This window comes from Bacillus sp. USDA818B3_A, assembly GCF_009928415.1.
Lineage (GTDB): Bacteria > Bacillota > Bacilli > Bacillales > Cytobacillaceae > Neobacillus.
The window spans coordinates 15,551-32,712 of the sequence record NZ_JAABNN010000006.1; the positions used below are offsets into that span (position 1 = coordinate 15,551).

Genomic DNA, 17,162 nt, shown 5'->3' on the forward strand with positions numbered 1-17,162 from the left:
AAAGGTTCCCAAGGCAGCAAAGGCTCAAAAGGCAGCAAAGGTTCCCAAGGCAGCAAGGGATCAAAAGGCAGCAAAGGTTCCCAAGGCAGCAAGGGCTCAAAAGGCAGCAAAGGTTCCCAAGGCAGCAAGGGCTCAAAAGGCAGCAAAGGTTCCCAAGGCAGCAAAGGCTCAAAAGGCAGCAAAGGTTCCCAAGGCAGCAAGGGCTCAAAAGGCAGCAAGGGCTCAAAAGGCAACAAAGGTCCTAAAGGTGGACCAAAGGGCCCGAAAGGTAATAAGTAATAGAATAATGATAAACCGGTACTCAACAAGTACCGGTTTTATTATTTAAGTCTGGTTCTAACATAAGAAACTGCTTTTCTTGTTGCTTAGGTACCTATCTAACAATGTAAATATAGACAAAAATCCATCTACATACATAACATTATTTCTAGTTAAACGCTGATTTCTGGCAATCCGTGATATTCGTTTAGAACAAGCCTTCTAATGGGACGTACTATATTGCAAAGGACAAGAATAAATAAACGGAAAATCAATAGAAGGAAACTACAAGAAGGGAGTAAATTCAATTTTATGTATCATCAACTGACGGTGGTCATTACAATATTTACTTTTATTCTCACAATGGTAATGATCTTTATCCGTCCCAAAAATATGAACGAAGCTATACCAGCAAGCATCGGAGCCTTACTCGTTTTTCTTAGTGGCAGTGTTTCAATAGGGGACTTGCTTGACATTAGTTCAAAGGTAACCGGGGCTGCGATTACCATCATTGCCACAATTGTTATGGCAATTGTTCTTGAAAGCATAGGTTTTTTTAGTTGGACCGCCGCATTAATGCTTAAACTGTCAAAGGGGTCAGGTTACCGCTTATATTGGAATACCTTGCTGCTATGCTTTTTAATGACATTATTTTTTAACAACGATGGAAGTATCCTCATAACGACTCCAATTCTAATTCTCATTTTAAACAATTTAAAATTAAAAAACTCACAAAAAATCCCATATCTCCTTAGTGGTGCGTTAATCGCAACAGCATCCAGTGCACCGATCGGGGTAAGTAATATTGTCAATCTCATTGCACTGAAAATAATTGGAATGGATCTTTATCTTCAAACTGAAATGATGTTTGTACCGAGTGTCCTTGGGCTGTTATTCCTATCCTATTTACTGTTCCTTGTTTTTAAAAACCAAATTCCACCGGTAATTCGCTTCCATTCCTACACCATCCCGCTGCATAAAAACCGCCCCTACCATCCGCTGCAACTAAATGACGAAAACGCTTTCGAGAAACAAAAGAAACTAATGATAAAAATGCTAGTCTTCGTTTTCCTGGTAAGAATTAGTCTTTTCGTTGCATCATTTTTTGGAATATCAGTATCGCTGGTGGCTGTATGCGGTTCAATGCTCCTGTTAATTTGGAGATGGATCTATCTAAAAGTTAATCCAAAGGACGTCCTTAAAAAGATCCCTTGGCATATATTAATCTTTGCCTTCAGCATGTACGTGATCATCTTTGGATTACACAACATAGGTTTGACCGCCTATTTAATTGAAAACCTAAAACCGTTTGTTAATGACAGCTTATTCCATGCAAGCTTAACGATGGGTGTCATCACTTCGCTTTTATCCAACCTATTTAACAACCATCCTGCCTTAATGGTTTCGACATTAGCATTAACGGATATGGGACTTAATCCTTTTCTGATGAAAACTGTTTATCTTGCGAATATTATCGGAAGTGATATTGGTTCACTCATTTTACCAATCGGCACCCTTGCGACTCTCATTTGGATGTATATATTAAAGAAAAACAAAATCAAAATTACTTGGTTTCAGTATATAAAAGTAACACTTATCGTTATACCACCCACGTTACTATTCACCTTAATTGGTTTGTATCTATGGCTTTTACTGTTTTTTATAAAATAATTAGACCTCTTCTAAACAAGTTTGATTTCATCCTAGACATCGAACTTGTTTTTTTATTTAAGGTAATGAACCATTACACACCACTTTTATCATTATTGAATAATAAATAGTGGATAGACCTTAAGTATTTGGATACAAGGAAGTGATGGGATGTGGTAGACCTCCCACTAAACAAGCAAGATCTTCATCAACGATTACAAAAGATTTATCATCAAATCACTCAAGCTGGTAATCTCGTTCAAGATTATCAAGACTTACAAGAAGACAGAAAAAAGTGCCGGGACAATTTAGTATCTTATCTTGCCTTACGGGAACAACATTTATTAGGACTATCCAAGCAATTAATGGATCAAGGTTTCGCTGATTTTATTCAGTCACCTGTGCACGTTATCTATACTTTAGAAAAAATTTTAAATCATATCCATGCAATTCCACTCTCCCCTAATAAATTGATGGTGCCAACTCCAGATGAATCAAGAAAAATCATAAAGAAACGCTGCAATGATTTGTTTGGGAGAGTAACGGACACGAATCACACAACCATTATGGTGACAATAGATTCAAAAATTTTAAAACAACCATCCTCTATTGATGAATTATTATTAAATGGAATGGATGTAGCGAGGATTAACTGTGCTCATGACAATGTAGAGGTATGGCAGCAATTAGTACTTTCTTTAAAGAAAACAGAGCAGAAATTAAAAATCGAAGGAAAGTATCCTAAACAAAAGTCATGTAAGATTTATATGGACTTAGCAGGACCTAAGGTACGTATAGGAAAAATCCCAGCTGATCCTATTTATATTATTAAAGGAGATCGATTGCGATTATATCTAAATCCAGGAATGGATGGGCATCCTTCAGCAGAGGGTATTCCCGCGGGTGTTCCGGTCTCACTGGAAAAAGCGTTTCGAAATGTTCGCCAAGGTGATTCTATTTTTATAGATGATGGGAAAATTCACGGAAGCGCAGCAGAGGTTACCACTGATTTTATAGAAATTGAGATTCTTGCACCCGCAGGTAAACAGTTACGAATAAAAGAGGGGAAGGGGTTAAATTTGCCTGATTCTCTCCTTAGCTTAAATCTCCCCGCTTTAACAGAAAAGGATTTATCGGACTTACCATTTGTCGCTAAGTATGCAGATATTTTAGGTATTTCTTTTGTCCATTCTCCACTAGACTTGAAAAAATTACGTACTGAATTAGAATTATTGAACAGACATGACAAAATTGAAACCAAAGATGCTGTCAACCATTTGGCGAGAATTCTATTAGAAGGTCTAAGCTTCGAAAAATTCGGAATCATGCTGGCGAGAGGGGATTTAGCGGTTGAGGTGGGGGCTGAAAATTTATCCTTTGTGCAGGATGAAATTTTAACCATTTGTACCTCTGCCTATACGCCGGTTATATGGGCTACAGGTGTATTTGAAAATCTCACAAAAAAAGGGATACCAAGAAGAGCGGAAATCATAGATGCAGATTATGGGACACGAGCCGCTTGCATCATGCTAAATAAAGGGACCCATGTGGTTGATGCATTGAAAATGTTAAAAAAATTGGTCTGTTCAAAGGATGACGGTATCCATAACGATCAAACCAATTTTACAAGGCAATACGGTGTATCTGACATAAAAAGGAAGAAATAGCGTGTATTTTTTCACAGCTATTTCTTTAAAAAAGAATCACCTTTTTTATAATACTGTTCCATAATCTCGTCTGGAACCATACTCCCGCCTGTTGCCCATACAATATGAACAGGCTTTTTTTCTTGCATTTGATATCGCTGGACAAATTGGCTGCTTTGAAGCCAAAGTTTCACCGGGCCAATCATTCCTGCTAAGGCAGAAGGTTCTAATTTAATATTTTCTGTATCAGCAAGGTCCTTTAATAGCTTAAATAATTCCCCATCTTTTATGGTATAAGCTCCACTTAAGAGCGGCTCAACGATTTTACTAACAAATCCGGACGGTCTTCCAACAGCAAGCCCATCAGCAGCAGTGAGATTATCGATCCCAATATCTAAAACGGATATCTTTTCATGCAAACCTGTCATTAATCCAAGTAACATGCAGGGTGAATGAGTGGGTTCAGCAAAAAAGCAGTGAACATTGTCTTGAAAAATTTGCTTTAAACCAAACGTAACTCCCCCAGGAGCTCCACCGACCCCACATGGAAGATAGACCATCAATGGATGGTCTTCGTCTACTTGAATCTCAAGTTCCTCCAGTTGGTTTTTCAATCTTAAGGCGGCAACAGCATATCCGAGAAATAGTTGTTGTGAGTTTTCATCATCTACGAAATAACAAAATGGGTCCTTACCTGCCTGAATTCGGCCAGCCTCAACCGCCTTACTATAATCGCCGGTATATTCCACAACCTGGACACCTTTACTTCTGAGCAGATCCTTCTTCCACTTTTTCGCATCGGCAGACATATGGACCGTTACCCTAAACCCCAATTTGGCACTAATAATCCCGATGCTTAAGCCTAGATTACCAGTGGAGCCAACAGCGATGCTATATTTTGAAAAAAATCGGCGGAATTCTTCATTGCCTAGAATCGAGTAATCATCCTTTTTTGTAAGAATCTTTTGTTCAATGGCTAAATCCTCCGCGTGCTTAAGGATTTCGTAAATTCCACCTCTGGCTTTAATGGAACCGGAAATGGGGAGGTGGCTGTCACATTTCAACCATAAATCCCCTGGAAAAGGCTGACCGTAATTTTTCATTAGGTTATCTTTCATTTTAGTAATCTTAACTAAGTTAGATTCAATCTTCCCATCAGCAGCTTTAGTTTCAGGAAACACGCGGGCAATGTAAGGGGCGAATCGACTTAAACGTTCTTCTGCATCCTTAATATCGTTAAGAGTGAGCGGAGCGGTGCCAAGACCTTTCTGACCCTGCTGAAGCCTAGGATTCAACCAAAAAACTTCATCTAGAGCTTTCATTTTGGCAAGTAAGTCAAGCGCTTCGGCATCAAGCGAACTTTCATTCGTTAATGGATTCATGAGAATCCCTCCAAGTATGTTTAGTTAGTAATAGTTTACCATTCCTTGGTTACTGATTGTATAGAAAGCAAGAAAGAGGGATCATATTCGAAAAAATAAGAACAATCAACAATACTTGGATTTTTGCGTAAGGACGAGTAAAATCTAAGTTATGGTATTTTTACTAATAAAAATGTAGATTGGGGCAAGACCAATGATTGTAAAAACAGAAGAGGATTTAAATGGTTTAAAAGAAATTGGCAGAATCGTGGCATCCATCAGAGATGAACTGGTAAAAAGAGCTGTACCAGGAGTTACAACGAAAGAACTCGATGAAATTGCTGGAGAGCTCTTTGAAAAAGAAGAAGCCATTTCCGCTCCTAAGGGCGTATACGATTTTCCGGGCTATTCATGTATTAGTGTGAATGAAGAAGTTGCACATGGAATCCCTGGAGAACGTGTGATCCAAGAAGGGGATTTAGTGAATATCGATGTGTCTGGATCCAAGAATGGATATTTTGCTGATACAGGTGTATCCATTGTGGTGGGAAAAGGCGAAGAAATCCTAACAAAAATTTGTGATGTAGCGAAAGAGGCGTTTGAAGCAGGCTTAAAGAAAGCAAAACCTGGTTCAAGAATCTCAGGGATGGGTAAAGTGGTTCACCAAGTTGCGAAAAACCAAGGGTTAACGGTCATTAAAAACCTTACAGGTCATGGGATTGGCCGTACGATTCACGAAGAACCTGAGTACATTTATAATTACAATGAAACCTCAGATCATGGACTTTTAAAAGAGGGCATGGTTATCGCCTTTGAACCGTTTATCAGCACATTGGATGAAGAAGTATTTGAACTAGAAGATGGCTGGACATTTGTTACTGAAAAAAGTTTTGTTGCACAATATGAACATACATTAATCATTACAAAGGATGGCCCCATTATTTTAACTAAATAATTCATGTGAAGAGAGCGTATTTGGTACGCTTTCTTTTTTTGCAGCTTTTAATGGAAACACCCGATATTAATCCTTTTCATATAGTAGCAGGGGAGGGGGAAAAATGAATGAATTATTTCCTTTACTGCAAGAATTAGTAGTCCTTTACGTGATCGGATTAATCGGTTTCATCACAAAACGATTAGGGATCCTTCCTGAACGTACAGAACAGGTACTCACCCAAATCCTTTTATATATAACGCTGCCTTCCTTAATTTTGTATTCCATGAATCTATCCCCTCAGGCCCATTCCTATTCGTATTTAATCATACTTGTTTTGTTTTCCGTTTATGCTCTTGCAGTGGCTTGCTTGATGGCCTTTTATTTGCGTAAGAAAATGAAAATTAGAAAGTCTAGGGAAGCGGTTTTTGAATCGCTGATTATTTTCGGAAACCAAGGCTTTATCGGATATGCGGTTTGTTATCTTCTTTTTCAAGAAGAAGGGATTATCTATACGGCTATTTTTAATTTAGTTTATCTGCTTCTCATATGGTCATATGGAATTTATCTATTCGTTAGAAAAGGCACACAAGTACAGTGGAGAAAGGTGTTCTTCAATCCTGGAATTGCTGCAACTGTTGTAGGTGTCCTGCTGCTATTTTCACCTATAAAATTGCCTGGTATGGCCGTAAATCTGTTGCACGAATTGGGTGCTCCAACAATCCCTCTGTCAATGCTATTGATCGGCAGTTTAGTAGGAACCTTACCGATTAGAGAAATGATCAAGCTATGTAAACAACCAAGTATTTGGCTTGTCACCATTACCAGACTCCTCATTATCCCATTATCTTTACTCCCCTTCATACAAACAAATGTCTCCTTTCCTATTCTTACTACAGCTATGCTCATTACAGGCACACCAAGTGCATCAACCGTATCACTCTATGCTCAAAAATACGGTGGAGATGTTTACTATGCCTCTATCGGTGTTTTAATAAGTACCGTTTGTTCGTTTGTAACGATTCCGCTGCTATATGCATTGCTTATGTTCCTATTCCATTAATGTGAAGGCAATCACTGCCTTCACTTTTTTACTGATTGTTAAAGTTATATAGGAAATACGTGAAAAACGAAGAAATCTTAAGATTGAAGATGATGTTTCCGCTTTCATTTAACTTCACAAATTGTTCACATTTATATATACTGTGTTTTGTTAACTACGGCCCCGACTTTCATGAGAGTTGAAAGTCAACAAATAATTCGGAAGCGACTATTAGCAATGACATATGCGGTTAGTCACTTAAGCTGGATTAAAACCAATTGAGAGAGGTGCGTTTTTTGAATTTAAGTACAATTAAATATTCATGGTTTGGTAACATTAAAGGAGATGTTTTAGCTGGGATTGTTGTTGCAATGGCTCTCATCCCCGAGGCGATTGCCTTCTCCATCATTGCAGGTGTCGACCCCATGATCGGGTTGTATGCATCGTTTTGTATTGCGGTAACCATTTCTTTTGTAGGTGGAAGACCAGGAATGATCTCTGCTGCAACGGGAGCAACTGCACTCATAATGACATCTTTAGTTAAAGAGTATGGTTTGCAATATTTACTCGCAGCCACCATCCTGACTGGTGTCATTCAAATCATTATGGGGGCATGTAAAATTAGTCGTTTGATGAAGTTTGTCCCACGTTCGGTAATGACAGGTTTTGTTAATGCATTAGCCATTTTAATCTTTTCAGCTCAATTAGTTCAGTTTGAAGGGGCCACTTGGCAAATGTATGCAATGGTTGCGGGTGCGCTGGTGATTATTTATATACTGCCACGTTTTACAAAAGTGGTTCCAGCTCCATTGGTTGCCATCATTGTGATGACAGTCATTTCGATTGCAACAGGCAGTGATGTTCGTTCAGTAGGTGATCTAGGTGAATTAACATCCAAGCTGCCAGTGTTTTTAATCCCAGATATCCCGTTTAATTTAGAGACATTGAGAATTATTTTTCCTTATTCCATTTCGATTGCTCTTGTTGGATTGGTGGAAACATTACTCACTTCATCCATTATAGATGATATGACAGATACCGATAGTGATAAAAATAAAGAAGCAAGAGGTCAAGGGATCGCGAATATCGTCTCCGGTTTATTTGGCGGGATGGCTGGCTGTGCGATGATTGGACAATCTGTTATAAACGTTAAATCAGGCGGTAGAGGCCGCTTGTCTACCTTTATTGCAGGGGCCTTCCTAATGACACTGATTGTCTCCCTTCAAGGATTCCTCGTTCAGATTCCTATGGCTGCACTCGTTGCAGTTATGTTCATGGTATCGATAGGGACGTTTGACTGGTCTTCTCTTAAGAACATTAGAAAAATTCCTGTAACTGACACGATCGTAATGATTATTACAGTCATTACTGTAGTAATGACTGACAATTTATCATTGGGCGTTTTAGTTGGGGTTATATTAAGTGCTATTTTCTTTGCCTCCAAGATTTCTAAAGTGAAGGTAACCAGTATCTCAGCAAAAGGGACAAATAAAAAGATTTATCAAGTAACAGGTCAGCTATTCTTTGCTTCGGTAACTGATTTTGTTAACAGCTTTGATTTTAAAGAAGATGTAAACGAAGTAGATCTAGATTTATCAAATGCTCACCTATGGGATGACTCTGCCGTTGGTGCCATCGATAAAGTCGTCATAAAGTACCATCAAAATGGTGTGAAGGTTAATCTAAAAGGCTTAAATCAAGAAAGCAATTTACTTATTGATAAAATCGCCATTCATAATAAACCAGGAGCGCTGGAAAAAGCTGCTGGCCAATGATTTTAAAAAGCACGCTGAAAAGATTCAGCGTGTTTTTCTATTGACTAAAATCAATAAATATATTATCGTTATCTCATATTCGAGATATTTTAATTCTAAACAATATTTGTTTAAGATTGGAGAAGCTAACAAAATAGCGTTTATGAAAAGGAGCAATATAAATGAAGCATATCTTTCAAAAAGGAAAAAAACAGACCAAACCAACATTACTTTTACTCCATGGGACAGGCGGGAATGAGTTAGATTTGCTCCCCTTAGCAGGAATGATCGATGATGAAGCTTCTGTGCTAAGTGTTCGAGGGAATGTATTAGAAAATGGCATGCCAAGGTTTTTCCGCAGATTAAGTGAAGGAGTGTTTGATGAAGAGGATCTAGTGTTCCGTACGAAAGAACTTGATGAGTTCCTAGATGAAGCGGCACAAAAATATGAGTTTGACAGGAACAATATCATTGCTGTGGGATACTCTAATGGCGCCAATATTGCAGCGAGTTTGTTATTTCACTATCAAAACGCCCTAAAGGCAGCCATCCTTCATCATCCGATGGTTCCAAGAAGAGGGATTAAACTTCCTGATTTAACAGGGAAAAGTGTCTTTATAGCGGCTGGAACGAATGATCCCATTTGTCCATCAACAGAGTCAGAAGAATTGCAATCGATATTACAGAAAGCAAACGCCTCTGTTACGCTTCACTGGGAGAATCGCGGTCATCAATTAACACGTGAAGAGGTTGAGGCAGCGGCAGAGTGGTATAAAGGGATTATTGGATAAGGGATAAGGAGGCTCGTTTATGCAATTGCTGGGACTGCATCATGTATCGATCTTAACAGGAAAAGCCGAGAAAAATTATGAATTCTATACAAAAGTCTTAGGATTGAGATTAGTTAAAAAAACCGTGAATCAAGACAATACGGAGTCTTATCACCTTTTCTATGCGGATGCCGAGGGGACTCCCGGAACGGAGGTAACGTTTTTTGATATCCCGGGATTGGGTCACTCTTACCGAGGGACATCCGATATTTCTACTGTTTCGTTAAGGGTTAAGACGACTGATTCTCTTGTTTTCTGGCAAGAACGTTTTAAACAGCATGGAATACCTCATGATTCAATCGAAAAAAGAGCAGGGCGGGACAGCTTAGCATTCCGCGACTACGAAGGAACACGTTTGGTTCTAGTGGCGGATAACGGAGAAAAAGGTGTGAGAGCAGGGATTCCTTGGCAACGGGAAGATATCCCCACCGAACATGCCATCATTGGTTTAGGACCTGTCACACTTACCGTGAGTATGGCTGAACCCACTATTGGTATTTTAACCGAAATCATGGGCTTTCGCTATGTTAGTTCCTATCCTTCACTCGAAGGAGATTTCCCTGAGATTATGGTCTACGCAACAGGGGAAGGAGGAAGTGGGGCGGAGGTCCATATCGAACCAAGACCTGATTTGCCACGAGCACGGATTGGCCGCGGCGGCGTTCACCATGTAGCCTTCCGGGTGCCAAATGAACAAGAATACAATCAATGGGCCCAACGTTTAAAGGACAATCGCATTGCTAGTTCCGGCAAAGTGGAGCGTTATTACTTTAAGGCATTATATTTTCGGGAGCCTAATGGAATTCTGTTTGAGTTATCAACCGATACACCAGGGTTTGCAACCGACGAACCGCTGGAAACCATGGGACAAAAACTGGCACTGCCTCCATTCTTAGAACAAAGGCGTGAAGAAATAGAAGCAAACTTAAGACCTCTTGAACTGAATTAATATGGTTTACTACTAAAAAACAGATGATGAAAATTCATCTGTTTTTTTTGTGTGAATTGGTTAAATTAACTAAGACTAAACCAAAAGGGGTGAAGTTCATTGAAATGCCCGCAATGTGTCTATACCAATCCGGATGGAGTTAAATTCTGTTTAAGCTGCGGTGAAAAATTTATTAAGAACAACACACAAGAAGACGAAAACAGCTTATTTTATGAGTTCGCCCATTACGTGGACATGGTGCCGAAGTTTGAACGTTCAATCGAACCGAAATTTCAAAATATCTTTTCACGTGTATTCCGAGATCATAGTGAGTTAGAGGCTGAACGGCTTTTCATCGTAGGAACAGCTCTCACGACACCGAAAATTACAGAAGTAACAGAGACCTGGCCCAAACCTTGGCTGTTTGCTAGGGTGTTCATTTTTGCCCTTCTAGCCTTTGCAGGTTTGTACATAGGCGTTGACTACTTTAAGAATGTGAATTTTATTCCTGGTCTTATCATTGTTGGTTCTTTTTCGGTACCGCTGACTACCTTGATTTTCTTTTGGGAAATGAACGCACCGCAAAATATTTCCTTTTACAGGATTATTTATATCGTGTTTATCGGTGGAATTCTTTCGATGCTGGCCGCACTTATGTTTTTTGATATTCTAAGGAATAATATCAATCCGATTACGATTGGAATCGTTGAAGAACTTGCCAAAGCGATTATTGTCATTAGTTTCGTTCGTTACAGAAAATACAAGTATATTTTAAACGGACTTCTGATTGGAGCTGCCGTCGGGGCTGGGTTTGCCGCATTTGAAACAGCAGGCTATGCTTTAAGGGCCTTGTTGTCAGGGGATGGGCAAAGTTTATATAGCACGATCCTATGGCGCGGGATTTTTGCTCCAGGCGGGCATGTCGCCTGGGCAGCATTAACAGGGTCAGCGTTCTGCAGGGTACAAGGTGAGAATCCGTTTAATTTCAGGATGTTATTCAAAATTAAATTCCTCCGTGTCTTCGCGTTAGTCGTTTTAATACATGCGCTGTGGGACACCCCGATTACGGGAATGTTTCCCATAGGGCAGATCTTTTTAATGCTATGTTCCTGGGTAGTGGTTTTTCTGCTGATTCGTGCAGGTCTAAAGGAAATAGAAAATAAAAAAACGATGTTAAATGTTTTGCCCAATAATTAACAGAGAACAAGCCCCCAGTGTATAAACAAATACCGGGGGCTTATTTTATCTTAGAATCTTAATGTTGTATAACTTTTTTCTGTGAGAACTGTTTTCAATTAACCTTTTTTACACTACAATGTAATAGGAAAAAGATTTACTAATAATAAAAGGGTAGAAATAGGAGAGTATGATGAAAAAACTATTATTTTTATTAATCAGCACATTATTATTCATTCCAACAATAGTAAGTGCACATACGGAACTGACCGTATCAAATCCAGCAAACGGTGCCGTTGTTAAAGAAGATTTGAAAGAAATCGTTCTTACATATGAAGGGGAAATTGAATCGTTAAGTACCATGAAGTTACTTAAAGAGGGCCAAGAAATTACTTTTACCAGTGTTACACCCCAAGAGAATAAGTTAATCGGAACTTTATCCTCACCATTGGAAAATGGTGCCTATACGATTCAATGGAATATTGCCGGGGAAGACGGCCATCCTTTATCAGGCGAAATTACGTTTAATGTCGAAAAAGAGGCAGCGGCAGTTCCAAATACAAATACCGAGCAGCCTGAAACAAAAACAAAAGAAGAAGAACCGAAAAAAGAAACATCTACAGAAACAAAAGCAAACAATGAAGCCAATCAATCCTCATCAAGCGTAAAGACGGCAGTTACACTTGCGATTGTGGTGGTTCTGCTTTTAGGAGCGTTCCTATTATTTAGAAGGAAACGATAATAGTCATGGGATTATTAATTCCAATCTTTGAGTTTGGCAATTATTTTTTATATTCTATTTTAGTAGGACATGTTGCATTGCAATTTGTTCCCGAAGCAAGTAAGCCAAAAAGTAGAATAGCAAAACCATTTCTATTGCTGTCAACACTGGGAATCATTATCTTTACACTAGGTCCGATTTTACAAACGATTTTCTATTTTAAAGATGGTGTGGGACTAAGTTTAGCCATTCAAACCGTTTTCATCGATTTCCAAGTTGGGAAGGCATGGATCTTTATTGGATTTATGGCTACCTTCTTATGGATGGCACTGCAGTTAAACGCTTCTAAATATTTGCAGGCAATCCTGCTCTTACTGATGATTTTAGGAGTTGGCTATTCAAGTCACACAGCGTCATTAGCCTTTTGGCCTGGCTTGTTGTCGCATAGCCTCCATTTTTTAATGGTTACTCTGTGGACGGGAATCTTACTGCATGTTGCTTGGTTTTCAAAAGAACACGCCATTTGGGGCAGGTTTTTACGCTGGTTTACACCTCTAGCTATAATCAGCCTAATCATCATCCTTATAAGCGGCTTTATTCTTATGCTTTTTATGGTGTCACCAAGGGATTATGTGAAGGCATGGGTCCTGCCTTATGGACAAATGCTTCTGCTAAAACATATCAGTATCATCCCGTTGTTAATATTTGCGTTAATCAATGGTTTTCTAGCAAGGAAATCGATCCAAACTGACTCCTTTAATCCAATAAGTTGGATTAGGGGCGAGAGTATTTTTTTATTCATTATTTTTTATGTCACTGGCGTCATGGGAACATTATCACCGCCGCATGAGATCGAATTTACCCTTAAATCTGAAGGGCCTTCCAAATGGGCCGAATGGTTAATAGGGAAAGACATTATTACTACCTTAAATATCCATTTTTCACCTAATTTACAATCCGTTGTTTTAATTATCATGTCAATTCTATTTTTATTTATGATATTCATTAGCTTTAAAAGGATAAAACCATTATTAGGAGTCATATTTGGGGTTTGTTTTATTGTCGTACTTTATGCTGGCTTTATGTTTTCTTTAAGTATATAAGTGGAACAAAATCAATTAAAAAAGGTCTTTCTCAACGGAGAAAGACCTTTTATTATAATCATTATAGATTTTGCTTTACATTCGCCATATAAGATTCTTGTGTTACATTTCCATTTCGTTTCAGTTTATTCCAGCCAACGGTTACTCCTTTTAATGCGGCAAAGATAGATTTGATCACGACATAAGTCATTAGCTGCTTGTACAAGATTCTTTGCAAAAACAAGGAACCCAATGGTTTCGGATTTTCTTTCTCCAATCGAAACGCATAGAGTGATGTAACAAAATCAAATAGGTAAAAAAGTATAAATCCAATCGCCGCTTTTTTGGGATGGTCATTAAAAAGAGCTAAGATAAACAAAATATCTGCAATCGGCGAAATGGTTTGATAGATATATTGGAAAAGCCACATATTTGGCAGTCCGATAAATCCCAATGAGTGGTGTTTTTTATTAAATAAAGCATCGCGATGTTTCCATAAGCATTGTAATGTACCATAAACCCATCGGTATCGCTGTTTTGTCAAACTTTTTATATCTTCCGGCACTTCTGTAAAGGCATAAGCCTTTTCCTCAAATTCAATTTTTTTCCCTAGTCGTAAAAGAGTCAGAGTAAGATCGGTATCCTCTGCCAACGTATCTTCTTGATAATATCCAGCTTCTTCTACTGCAGACTTTCTCCATGCACCAATTGCCCCTGGTACGACGGTAATACAATTAAGCACAGCAAATGCTCTTCTCTCTAAGTTAAAGCCTGTTACATATTCGATATGCTGCCAGTTTGTAAGGAGGGTCCCCTTATTACCGACTTTTACATTGCCTGAAACAGCTGCGACCTGTTCATTTTTAAAGTGGTTAACCAATAGAGAAATGGCATTTCCGGCAATAAGTGTATCTGCGTCAAGGGCAACCACAATCTCTCCGTTTGCTTCTTTAAATCCAAGATTGACAGCGGAAGATTTTCCCCCATTGGATTTTTTAATTAATCTGACCAGCGAATGATTTGCGTAAGTTTCCTCCACAACAGCGGAGGTAAGATCCTTTGATCCATCATCAATGACCAAAATTTCAAAAGCTGGATAATCGCTTGATAGAATGGAATTAATTGTTTTGCAAATTACTTTTTCTTCGTTGTAAGCAGCAATAACGACACTTACAAAAGGAGTAAAGTCAGCGTCAATTTCCGTCTCTTTATACTCTTTTACCTGTCTTCTAGAAAGGAAGATAAAGAGGGCCAGCCGCAAGATTCCTAAAATAATAGCTGAGTAGAAAAGGGCAGTTAATCCAAAACGCCAGCCCTGCATAAGCGTAAATACAACCTTGTCATAGATCAAATAAGGGTTGTCCTTACTGGCAGAGGGCATAACCTGACTATCTGTTTTTCCAATCAAATTACCGATTGTTGTAAAAGTATAGCCGCGCTTTTTCAGCTCTTCAATGATTACTGGCAGTGCTTTTACCGTATTCGAGCGGTCACCCCCAGAATCATGGAACAAAATTACATTTCCCTCTGGCAGCTGTTCCAATACTCGGTTTACCAATTCATCACTAGAAGGTTTTTGCCAATCGTCCGAGTCTATTAATTCACCGACCATCGTATAACCCATATTTTGTGCACGGATAATAGGCAGAAACTCTTTCCTTGTGCTTGGTTCCGCATCTGCTGCGTACGGAGGACGGAAGAGGGTCATCGAGTGGCCGGTAATTTCTTGTACAAGTCTTTGATTCGCATTTAACTCCCATTTGGTTTGCCAGGTTGGGGTGGATGCGACATCAGGGTGTGTAAACGTATGACTGCCAATTTCATGACCTTTACTATACATCCTTTTAATTAGATCTGGATGGAGCACGGCGTTCTCACCAACAATAAAGAAGGAGCCCTTTACATCATACTTTTCTAAAATGTCCAATATTTGTGGTGTATAGATAGGGTCCGGTCCGTCATCAAAGGTAAGGACGATTTCCTTTTGTTTAGGTTTGCCGTAACGAACCACTTCAAAAGGCTTTGGTAATTTAGTATAGGTCTCATTTTGGATCAATCCATGGGAATCCATTTGAATGGTCCTTTTTCCCTTTTCGGATTGAGCTACTACTTTTAAAATTTCCCCAGCCCCTGAATATTTAACAGGTTCAGGACTAGATAATGTTTTAAGGGCATTGGATGGATTGTCCATTTCCTTTGGTTGATTGATATAGTTCCAGATTGAAGGATCTTCAGAACCTAAACGCCAAACGGCGATTCCTTTGGAACCACTAGCTATGCCTATCTTCATGTGATTATAGAATGAAGCGGCATCTAAAAACCAAACCGTATGGTTTTTTCCGTTCAGTTTGTATCGCAAATAAGGATTGCCTGATTGTTTATTCCATTGGATTTGGAGATTGGTCCCGATTCCAAGATTCATGATATCTCTGAAGGTAACCGTTTCAGCAGCCTTCTTAGAGTTTTCTTCCCAGTCATATCCGTAGCTGCCCAAACTGACAATTAACTTTTGGGAGGGGATATTGAGCTGCTTTAAGCTATGTATTACCCAATCTATTGATGCAACAGGTCCAGGCTTACTTGCGGTGTTGTGCTGGTCATATAACATAACAAACATTCGATCCACATGATTGGCAATAGAAGCATAGTCAAAAGCAGCGTTACTTGGCGGGACATCAATTGTTACCAAGAGATTCTCTTTATGAAATGCATCAGAAACTTTATTTACAAAACTTGAAAAATTAGTTTTGTCTTTTGGATCAATATTTTCAAAGTCAATATTAATACCATCAAAGGCATTGAATCTCACATAGTCCAACATTTCTTTAATAAACCGATCTTCAGCACCGGGAGTTGTAAATAATCGGTGAAGAGCTTCCCCATCCCATTTATTGTTCAGATAATTATTAACGACAGGGAGAATCTTAATTTGATGATCGTATGCCTCTTTAATAATAGACGGATCAGTGCTAGTTTTTAAGCCCAGATCTGATGTAAGCTGCAGCCACTCCGGCACTATGGTTGTAATAGAATCAATGTTTTCATTGAAAGAAGCTTTACTGTTTTCATCCCAGTTAACATAAAAAGCATAAACTTCTTGTTGAGTTGAAAGGGATTTCCTATTATTTAGAACCTCATTAAATGGTGCAGGCGTAGAAAAATCTGTCTGTTTTAGCTGTGTGGTAAGCTGTTCTTCAGTGAAGGCCTGATTAATTGGTTCAATCCCGCTCGCTGCTTCATTTGTCTTTAGTTGCAGGTCAGGAAACTCTGGATCCTTATAAAGACTTTTAATAAAAACAAATGAAACTAAAACAATCAGTATAGTAAATCCTGCAGTCATCCTTTTAAAAACTGTCCAGCGTCTTTTCGCAGGATCAAGGAAAACATGTTCTTGATTTTGTTGCTCTTTTTTCAGTCCCAAATTATAAAACCAAAGAAAGAAAAAATAACAAACAAGTCCGACTGATCCTCCCAAGACCGGTGTTAAATTATAGCCTTTTAAAATAGGTAAATTTAGAAAGGGCAATTCCTTAATATTTGGAATAAGTAAGGTTATTAAAGTTCCAAGAAATATAGCGATTATGTTCAGGCGAAATAAAAGGGAGAGAACAATCAATAACGGAATTCTTAAACTATAGGCAGGTAAGAAAGCCAAGAAAAATCCCAACGAACTCGCAATAGCGCCTCTATTACCAGTGACAGGTGCAAAAAGTGATCGCACCATCCATCTAAAAATTCGATTCACAGAATACCTCCTTATAGGTGTGGTGATTTATCTTC

At 38.8% G+C, this 17,162-nt stretch carries 13 protein-coding genes; 11 read left to right on the forward strand and 2 right to left on the reverse strand.

What is annotated here, in order from left to right:
* The 3 genes from GXK58_RS12700 to GXK58_RS12710 all read left to right on the forward strand — a co-directional run.
* The coding region (locus GXK58_RS12700; RefSeq protein ID WP_237389653.1) for a hypothetical protein at nt 1–328 on the forward strand (328 nt) is incomplete at its 5' end.
* Nucleotides 329–570: 242 nt separating this feature from the next.
* The gene (locus GXK58_RS12705; RefSeq protein ID WP_160723387.1) at nt 571–1,929 is read left to right on the forward strand and encodes an arsenic transporter; all 1,359 of its coding nucleotides are present in this window, start codon (nt 571–573) and stop codon (nt 1,927–1,929) included.
* A 152-nt stretch (nt 1,930–2,081) separates the two neighbouring features.
* Nucleotides 2,082–3,575 (forward strand): pyruvate kinase, encoded by a 1,494-nt coding sequence (locus GXK58_RS12710; RefSeq protein ID WP_160723389.1) that lies wholly within the window; start codon nt 2,082–2,084, stop codon nt 3,573–3,575.
* Between the two features lie 17 nt (nt 3,576–3,592).
* On the opposite strand, the gene GXK58_RS12715 is transcribed toward GXK58_RS12710, so the two are convergent.
* Nucleotides 3,593–4,936 (reverse strand): D-serine ammonia-lyase, encoded by a 1,344-nt coding sequence (locus GXK58_RS12715; RefSeq protein ID WP_160723391.1) that lies wholly within the window; start codon nt 4,934–4,936, stop codon nt 3,593–3,595.
* Nucleotides 4,937–5,129: 193 nt separating this feature from the next.
* Between GXK58_RS12715 and map the strand changes: the two genes are divergently transcribed.
* The 8 genes from map (at nt 5,130) to GXK58_RS12755 (ending at nt 13,403) form a co-directional block, all read left to right on the forward strand.
* Entirely contained in the window at nt 5,130–5,870 is a 741-nt protein-coding gene (map, locus tag GXK58_RS12720; protein ID WP_160723393.1) for a type I methionyl aminopeptidase, read from the forward strand.
* A gap of 103 nt (nt 5,871–5,973) precedes the next feature.
* Nucleotides 5,974–6,912, forward strand: coding sequence for an AEC family transporter (locus tag GXK58_RS12725; RefSeq protein ID WP_160723395.1), 939 nt, complete (start codon nt 5,974–5,976; stop codon nt 6,910–6,912).
* Between the two features lie 275 nt (nt 6,913–7,187).
* Nucleotides 7,188–8,666: a SulP family inorganic anion transporter gene (locus GXK58_RS12730; RefSeq protein ID WP_160723397.1), complete on the forward strand. Its 1,479-nt coding sequence runs from the start codon at nt 7,188–7,190 to the stop codon at nt 8,664–8,666.
* Nucleotides 8,667–8,827: 161 nt separating this feature from the next.
* Entirely contained in the window at nt 8,828–9,436 is a 609-nt protein-coding gene (locus GXK58_RS12735; RefSeq protein ID WP_160723399.1) for an alpha/beta hydrolase, read from the forward strand.
* A 19-nt stretch (nt 9,437–9,455) separates the two neighbouring features.
* Nucleotides 9,456–10,424: a ring-cleaving dioxygenase gene (locus tag GXK58_RS12740; RefSeq protein ID WP_160723401.1), complete on the forward strand. Its 969-nt coding sequence runs from the start codon at nt 9,456–9,458 to the stop codon at nt 10,422–10,424.
* A 99-nt stretch (nt 10,425–10,523) separates the two neighbouring features.
* Nucleotides 10,524–11,600 carry a PrsW family intramembrane metalloprotease gene (locus GXK58_RS12745; RefSeq protein WP_160723402.1) on the forward strand — a complete coding sequence of 359 codons (1,077 nt, stop codon included), beginning with the start codon at nt 10,524–10,526 and terminating at the stop codon, nt 11,598–11,600.
* Between the two features lie 172 nt (nt 11,601–11,772).
* Nucleotides 11,773–12,321, forward strand: a complete 549-nt coding sequence (locus tag GXK58_RS12750) for a copper resistance CopC family protein (protein WP_237389654.1) — start codon at nt 11,773–11,775, stop codon at nt 12,319–12,321.
* 5 nt (nt 12,322–12,326) lie between these two features.
* On the forward strand, nt 12,327–13,403 hold the full coding sequence (locus tag GXK58_RS12755; RefSeq protein WP_160723406.1) for a copper resistance D family protein: 1,077 nt from the start codon (nt 12,327–12,329) through the stop codon (nt 13,401–13,403).
* A gap of 61 nt (nt 13,404–13,464) precedes the next feature.
* On the opposite strand, the gene GXK58_RS12760 is transcribed toward GXK58_RS12755, so the two are convergent.
* Nucleotides 13,465–17,127: a polysaccharide deacetylase family protein gene (locus GXK58_RS12760; protein ID WP_237389655.1), complete on the reverse strand. Its 3,663-nt coding sequence runs from the start codon at nt 17,125–17,127 to the stop codon at nt 13,465–13,467.
* Between the last annotated feature and the right edge of the window lie 35 nt (nt 17,128–17,162).